This window comes from Dendrosporobacter sp. 1207_IL3150, assembly GCF_036763085.1.
In the GTDB taxonomy this organism is placed as follows: Bacteria; Bacillota; Negativicutes; order DSM-1736; family Dendrosporobacteraceae; genus JBAIYU01.
The window spans coordinates 1-6,582 of record NZ_JBAIYU010000003.1 but is presented as its reverse complement, the minus strand read 5'-3'; the positions used below and the strand labels follow the sequence as shown (position 1 = coordinate 6,582).

The 6,582-nt window shown below is 39.0% G+C and carries 6 protein-coding genes, 5 tRNA genes and 1 rRNA gene; 2 read left to right on the top strand and 10 right to left on the bottom strand.

Annotated features, from left to right (window positions below; all coding sequences use genetic code 11):
* On the top strand, nucleotides 1–206 hold a 206-nt coding region (locus V6C17_RS00600; RefSeq protein WP_333520620.1), incomplete at its 5' end, for a hypothetical protein.
* On the opposite strand, the gene V6C17_RS00595 is transcribed toward V6C17_RS00600, so the two are convergent.
* A complete protein-coding gene (locus tag V6C17_RS00595; RefSeq protein WP_333520619.1) occupies nucleotides 190–831 on the bottom strand; it encodes a glucosaminidase domain-containing protein in 642 nt (213 codons plus the stop codon). The genes V6C17_RS00600 and V6C17_RS00595 overlap by 17 nt on opposite strands.
* Before the next feature lie 183 nt (nucleotides 832–1,014).
* Here V6C17_RS00595 and gndA point away from each other — a divergent pair, with 183 nt between their 5' ends.
* Nucleotides 1,015–2,436, top strand: coding sequence for an NADP-dependent phosphogluconate dehydrogenase (gene gndA / locus V6C17_RS00590; protein ID WP_333520618.1), 1,422 nt, complete (start codon nucleotides 1,015–1,017; stop codon nucleotides 2,434–2,436).
* 63 nt (nucleotides 2,437–2,499) lie between these two features.
* Here gndA and V6C17_RS00585 read toward each other — a convergent pair whose 3' ends face one another.
* The 9 genes from V6C17_RS00585 to rrf all read right to left on the bottom strand — a co-directional run bounded on the left by V6C17_RS00585 (nucleotide 2,500) and on the right by rrf (nucleotide 6,572).
* A complete protein-coding gene (locus V6C17_RS00585) occupies nucleotides 2,500–3,183 on the bottom strand; it encodes an NAD(P)/FAD-dependent oxidoreductase (RefSeq protein WP_333520617.1) in 684 nt (227 codons plus the stop codon).
* Nucleotides 3,184–3,393: 210 nt separating this feature from the next.
* Nucleotides 3,394–4,104, bottom strand: coding sequence for a L,D-transpeptidase family protein (locus V6C17_RS00580; RefSeq protein ID WP_333520616.1), 711 nt, complete (start codon nucleotides 4,102–4,104; stop codon nucleotides 3,394–3,396).
* A 149-nt stretch (nucleotides 4,105–4,253) separates the two neighbouring features.
* The gene (locus V6C17_RS00575; RefSeq protein WP_333520615.1) at nucleotides 4,254–5,702 is read right to left on the bottom strand and encodes a class I adenylate-forming enzyme family protein; all 1,449 of its coding nucleotides are present in this window, start codon (nucleotides 5,700–5,702) and stop codon (nucleotides 4,254–4,256) included.
* A gap of 234 nt (nucleotides 5,703–5,936) precedes the next feature.
* Nucleotides 5,937–6,010, bottom strand: a tRNA-Cys gene (locus V6C17_RS00570).
* Between the two features lie 22 nt (nucleotides 6,011–6,032).
* Nucleotides 6,033–6,117 (bottom strand) — tRNA-Tyr (locus V6C17_RS00565).
* 7 nt (nucleotides 6,118–6,124) lie between these two features.
* Nucleotides 6,125–6,215 (bottom strand) — tRNA-Ser (locus V6C17_RS00560).
* A 13-nt stretch (nucleotides 6,216–6,228) separates the two neighbouring features.
* A tRNA-Trp gene (locus tag V6C17_RS00555) sits at nucleotides 6,229–6,304 on the bottom strand.
* 13 nt (nucleotides 6,305–6,317) lie between these two features.
* Nucleotides 6,318–6,393: transfer RNA gene (locus V6C17_RS00550), tRNA-His, on the bottom strand.
* Between the two features lie 62 nt (nucleotides 6,394–6,455).
* A 5S ribosomal RNA gene (gene rrf, locus V6C17_RS00545) occupies nucleotides 6,456–6,572 on the bottom strand.
* Between the last annotated feature and the right edge of the window lie 10 nt (nucleotides 6,573–6,582).

The window sequence follows — 6,582 nt, the reverse complement described above, 5'->3', positions numbered from 1 at the left end:
GGTTTGCATTAGGCTTACTTCAGATTCCGCCTCACGGCGGACACCCTTGCCCTCTGCTAACAGTTCCTACTGCCAAGCCTGTAGTGGACTCTCACCACCAAGTTATTGCCCATTCGGGGCAAACAACTATAAACGCATTCTTGCTAATAGCAGAATGCGTTTTATTTTTTGCTTTAATAATTTATCGATCTAATTACCAGTCATAATGGTCTGATGGATTTTTAATATTTTCTGACCATATGTTTTGCCTGGTACAGCCCATTTACCATTTAAATCAGTCCAAGTAACTGACTGAGCAAACTTATTGGAATTTTTAACAAGGTCATATCGCGGATCAACAATTTCTGTTGAAGGCGGGCGCTTGGTTGAGTAGGCTAATAAATGCTGAATCTGAGCTCTGATACCAATCTTAGCATGCGGAAACCAGGCCCCTTTTACGCCCCCGCCAGTAGTCCCTAAGCCACAGTAGTTATTCTGCAAAGGAACAACATCACCACCATAACGAAAGTTGCCTGTTTCATGCAATGCTTGCGCGAAGACAACATCCGGTCTTACGCCTTCTTTTAGTGCTTCTTCATAAAAATAGTCAACAAGTTCTTTAGGTGATACTGTTATTGCTGGAAAAGGGTTACGCTTAAGAAGATAATCCAAACACTGTTCTTTAGTAGCTAACGACTCTCCAAGTATTGTAAGATTAAATGTTTCTTTAGTCTGTAAAAATTGAATTTTGCTTGCAGCATAGTTTGGACTAGGTGCTGCCTGTAATACAGCCGGAAGCAAAAACCAGCATAGTGCTGCTGCGAAAACTTTAACAAAAATACTTAATCTCATACTGTCCCCCATTTAATGCATCATGATATTTTTATCATACATCAATCTATGGGGTACAAGCTAGTATTTAATTTTGCGAAGCTTACTGGAATAAATTACTGAAGTTATATCATGATTTTTATAGAATTGAAATAATCTTTAAGAGGAACTAGCATTGATTAGTGAGCGAATCGAGGTGCGATAATGAGTAACAAGTGTGACATAGGTCTAATCGGCCTTGCTGTTATGGGAGAGAATCTTGCTCTAAATATTTCTTCTCATGGATTCTCCGTAGCTGTGTTTAACCGCACAGTTACAAAAACTCAAGAATTTATAAAAACCCATCCTGACAAACATTTTACTGGAACTTTCTCCCTAACCGAGCTGGTTTCGGCATTAAAAACCCCGCGAAAGATTATAATGATGGTAAAATCAGGTCAGCCTGTTGATGAGCTTATTAAAGTACTTGTACCCTTATTAGAAAAGGGTGATATTCTAATTGACGGCGGCAACTCTTATTATCAAGATACTCAGCGCCGCTGTTCGCTCCTAGAGGAAAATGGAATTAACTATATTGGTTTAGGAGTCTCAGGTGGAGAAGAGGGTGCTCTTAATGGGCCTAGTCTAATGCCTGGAGGCAGTCTTGAGGCATATATGGATTTAGCTCCTATCTTTACCTCTATCGCCGCTAAAGTAACTGACGGCCCTTGCTGTTCTTACGTTGGTTCCGATGGTGCAGGTCACTATGTGAAAATGGTCCACAATGGCATCGAATACGGTGATATGCAGCTTATTGCCGAAGCTTATTTTATTATGCGTGAAGTACTAAATATTTCACCGTGTGAGCAGAGTGAAATTTTTAAAAGCTGGAATGAAGGTCAATTAAATTCCTATCTTATCGAGATTACTGCCGATATTCTTAAGCGAGTAGATAATCATACGAGTTTACCAATGATAGATGTAATTCTTGATTCAGCAGGCCAAAAGGGTACTGGAAAGTGGACAGTCCAAAGCGCGTTAGAATTAGGCGTGCCTGTTCCAACTATTACCGAGGCCGTGTTTGCACGTTTTATGTCCGCCTATAAAGCCGAAAGACAGACAGCTTCTATAACATTAGATGGTTCAACGATTTCTCAGCATGATTATTCAGGTCTCTTAAATGACATTCATGATGCTCTCTACGCTTCTAAGATATGTTCCTATGCTCAAGGCTTCAACTTACTAAGGACTGCCAGCATTAAGTATAATTGGAATTTACAATTAGGCGACACTGCGCTTCTTTGGCGAGGTGGATGTATCATTAGAGCACAGTTCCTAGATAAAATTAAAGAGGCATTTACCTGTAATCCACAATTGCCAAATCTTATGCTTGATCCATATTTTTCTGGTGAGCTTAATCGAATACAAAATAACTGGCGAAGGGTTATTTCTATCTGCAAGCAGCAGGGAGTTCCGATACCTTCTTTTAGTGCCTCGCTTGATTACTATGATTCTTACCGCCAAAAAGTCTTGCCAGCAAACTTAATTCAGGCTCAACGTGATTATTTCGGTGCCCATACGTATGAGCGAACTGATAAAGAAGGCTGTTTTCACTCTGAATGGGCTAAGCTTCCTACAAGGACTTAATAACCCAATCTATACTATTATCAAAAAAAGGAAATGTCTAGAGACTCTCTAGACATTTCCTTTTTAACCTAGAATATCACTTTTTACTTTATCCAAACCAATTCGATCAATCATTAAACCAATTCTCTCGTACTTTCGAGCGTTATCTTTATAGTAGTTAACTATTTTATCAACTACTGGTATAACATCTTCCTGCGGAACATTCTCTAACAAAATATCGCCAAGGCGAGGCTTAATTCCAGCATTCCCTCCGATCATAATTGTATAACCCTTGGGCGTTCCCATAATACCAAGATCTCTAACCGCTGGTTCACTACAGGAATTCATACAGCCAGCTACGCTAATTTTAAACTTTGATGGTAAATCCATTCCATGATATTTACCATCCAATTCTAAACCTAATGTAACTGCATCTTGTTGCGCCCTTTTACAAAAATGCGTGGCAGGACAGATCTTTATACTGCGAACGCATAATCCTATAGCATGTCCTTTTTGCATCCCTAGTTCGTCCCAAACTTTATCTACATCTTCTTCCTTCAGCCCTACAATCGCAATTCTTTGTGAGCTCGTAATTTTTAAAGCCTGAGCACCATATTTCTCGGCAGTGTCCACAATTTTGCGCATCACGTTAAAGTCTAATACGATCCCACCAGGAATATGTGGTGCAATTGCGTATGTTTCCTTATCTCTCTGCAGCACTGCACCTTTATCAAGCATATCTCGCTTGGTTTCATTTCTGGTTTCCATTTTAAATTACCCCCTTATACAATTCAATCCATTTGATAGAAACTATACTTATAATTACCAGTTTTTAAGCAAAAAAAACGTAAGGCTGCATATATGCCCTACGTTGAGTATTTCAATAATATTTTTGAGATCTTAATCTATAATAATTGAATAAAGATAGCTATTCATTCACGATAAATTTTCAAACTTAGACGATTTGATCTATTAAACCTAGAATCCTAGTATATTTTTGGTCGTTTGATCGACTATCCCTGTTGCTTTTAATCCATTATCATACTGAAATCGTTTAACTGCTTGCTCAGTATCCCTATTGAAAAAGCCGTCTGCTCGCCCTTCAAGGTACCCTAATGCCTTTAGTTTTCTCTGCAGCAGAACTACATCTGCTCCTGAAGTTTCAAATTTAAGATCACGCTTTAAGGATAAATTTCTCCCTTCAATGCGCACAGGCGTGCCGATAGGAACCCATTCAAATAGTTCTTCAACATCCTTATTTCTCATACGAATACAGCCCTTACTTGCAAAGTTACCTATACTCCAAGGTTGGTTTGTACCATGAATGCCGTACCCCCCCCATGGTACATCTAGTGCCATGAATCTGGTCCCGTAAATATCACCAGAACGATAAGATTTCCATATAACTATCCAGTCACCAATAGGCGATGGTGTATCACTTTTACCAACTGCTATCCGGTACTTCTTGTATACTTTGCCGTCGTTATATACCTCTAATAAACGTGACGAAACATTAATAACAATTGAGACTTTTCCTTTAGGCTCTGCTGTAGGCTGGTTAGGGATTGCGGCCAAGTTTAATTCATCCAAGTATCCTACTCCAAATATTCCCCCCATAAACAAACCAACGATAATAAAAACTATGGCTAGGTATGTATGGCGGTTATATGATAAAACACCAAACTTCATCAAATTACACCTCCTCTAGGATTACTATGGCAATACATTGAAAATAGAACAGTGTTTATCAAAAATAACTAAATAAAAAACCGTCCATTCGGACGGCTGGAATCTTATTTCTCTATGGTACTTTAATAAACAAAAAGAACTCACTATTGTTAAAATTCTCGTAATAATCTTTTTAAAATTTTACCAGTCGAATTCTTAGGTAATGCTTCAATTATAATAAAATCACGAGGAATCTTGTATGCCGCTAGATTATCAAGCAGATATTCCCTAAGTGCTTTTTTGTTGAAGTTTTGGGCTTCACTGAGTACTATGTAAGCTAGAGCTTCCTGTCCTCTAAGTTCATTGGGAATGCCAATTACTGCTGCTTCAACTATACCGGGATAAGCATAAAGTAATTCTTCAATTTCCCTAGGATATATGTTCTCGCCATTTGTAATAATCATATCTTTTAAACGATCAACAATAAAATAATAGCCTTCTTCATCTTTATAAGCTAGATCGCCTGTATGCAGCCAGCCATCTATAAGTGCTTTTTCAGTTTCTTTCGGTAAATTATAATAACCCTTCATTACATTTGGTCCTCGGACTATTAACTCACCAACTTGACCACATTTCAATTCCTGGCAAGTCTCATCGACAATTTTAACTTCGACACCAGGAATAGCTTTCCCGATCGAACAATATTTTGTCTGCCTCGGTGGATTAAAGGTTACAACAGGTGAAGCTTCTGATAACCCATAGCCTTCCGTAACATTAATACCGAACTTTTGATAGAATTGTTCAGCTACTTTTTCTGGAAGTGAAGCTCCGCCTGACACAAAAATTCTTACAGAATCCAGGTCTTCTACTATACCTAACCTCGAAAGAATATTATACATTGGAGGAACACCATAAAAAATAGTTACATTATTTTCTTTTATCGCTGTAATTGTTTCTTTTGGAGAAAATGCATCTAATACTGTTATTGCAGCACCGCATAGCAGTGGGTTTAGAACTGCACAGGTCCAGCCAAAGCAATGATACATAGGAAGAACACACAGAGCATTGTCATTAGAATTAACTTCCAGTACCTCCCCAAAAGCTCTTGCATTACTAACAAGATTATTATGAGTAAGTACCGCTCCCTTAGGCTTACCGGTAGTACCAGAAGTATATATGATGACACACGGTTGATCTTGGCTAATGTCTTTTATTTCAGGGGCAGTTTCTAATTGAGATGAATGCAAAACCTCTTTAATTTCGCCAAAGGTTATCAACTTCAAACTTTCTGATGACACTTCTAAATCGAGTTTTTCCATCGAGATCAGCAGCTTCATACCGGAATCGTTAACTATATACTCAATCTCTCGTGCATTGAGTTGAAAATTTAGTGGTACTACCACAGCACCTAAACTGGCTATAGCTATATAACTGCACACAAATTCAATCGAGTTGCGCGATAATAATCCCACATTATCGCTTTGCCGAACACCAGAGTGATAAAAAAAGTTTCTATAAGCTTCGACTTCTTGCTTTAGTTCATTATAAGTCATCGCGCGCGGAGTATGAAAAACAATTTTCTCTGCTTTTCCTTGATTGATTAGTTCATGTACTAACATTCAATTCCCCCTAGTGTCTATAAGAAGTTATACTCGAAATTTTATCGTTAATCATTAGTATTGTCTAGTACTTAACTGAATAAGTACCTTAAGCTAAATATAGTTTGTAACCCTTAATATCTTAATATCCTTTTTATAATAATCCAAAAAAACTTCAATTCCTAAAAGATATAGCAAAGCCCTTAAATAGCAAGCTATTTAAGGGCTGATATTTATATATATGATATTTAAATTTGGAGGCGGCACCTAGACTCGAACTAGGGGTAGAGATTTTGCAGACCTCGGCCTTACCACTTGGCTATGCCGCCGAAATATTAAAAGTGTGTATAATGGTGGAGGGAGCTGGATTCGAACCAGCGAAGGCAAAGCCGGCAGATTTACAGTCTGCTCCCTTTAGCCACTCGGGAACCCCTCCGAGTAAATGGCGGAGTGGCAGGGATTTGAACCCTGGCGAGCCTTACGACCCCTAACGATTTAGCAAACCGTCCTCTTCAGCCACTTGAGTACCACTCCATGTTTAGTTATATGGCAGGGGCAGTAGGACTTGAACCCACAACCAACGGTTTTGGAGACCGCTACTCTACCAATTGAGCTATACCCCTATAAACTACTAATTGGGGTGACTGAAGGGATTCGAACCCTCGGGTAACGGAGCCACAATCCGCCGTGTTAACCGCTTCACCACAGCCACCATATTAAAAGTTTAGAATACAAATGCCAAGCAAGATTATAAGTCTCGTCTGGCATTTATTAAATCAGCAGCTTTCTATCCTCCCAGGCCGTTTCCAGCCAAGTACTTTCGACGTATACGAGCTTAACTACTGTGTTCGGTATGGGAACAGGTGGAGCCTCGCAGCTATCGCCACTGAATATGAGGTGA

Excerpts from the sequence above, each read along its gene's own strand:
- V6C17_RS00580 (WP_333520616.1), bottom strand. The coding sequence starts at position 4,104 with ATGAAGTTTGGTGTTTTATCATATAACCGCCATACATACCTAGCCATA.
- V6C17_RS00575 (WP_333520615.1), bottom strand. The coding sequence starts at position 5,702 with ATGTTAGTACATGAACTAATCAATCAAGGAAAAGCAGAGAAAATTGTT.
- gndA (WP_333520618.1), top strand. The coding sequence starts at position 1,015 with ATGAGTAACAAGTGTGACATAGGTCTAATCGGCCTTGCTGTTATGGGA.
- V6C17_RS00595 (WP_333520619.1), bottom strand. The coding sequence starts at position 831 with ATGAGATTAAGTATTTTTGTTAAAGTTTTCGCAGCAGCACTATGCTGG.
- V6C17_RS00585 (WP_333520617.1), bottom strand. The coding sequence starts at position 3,183 with ATGGAAACCAGAAATGAAACCAAGCGAGATATGCTTGATAAAGGTGCA.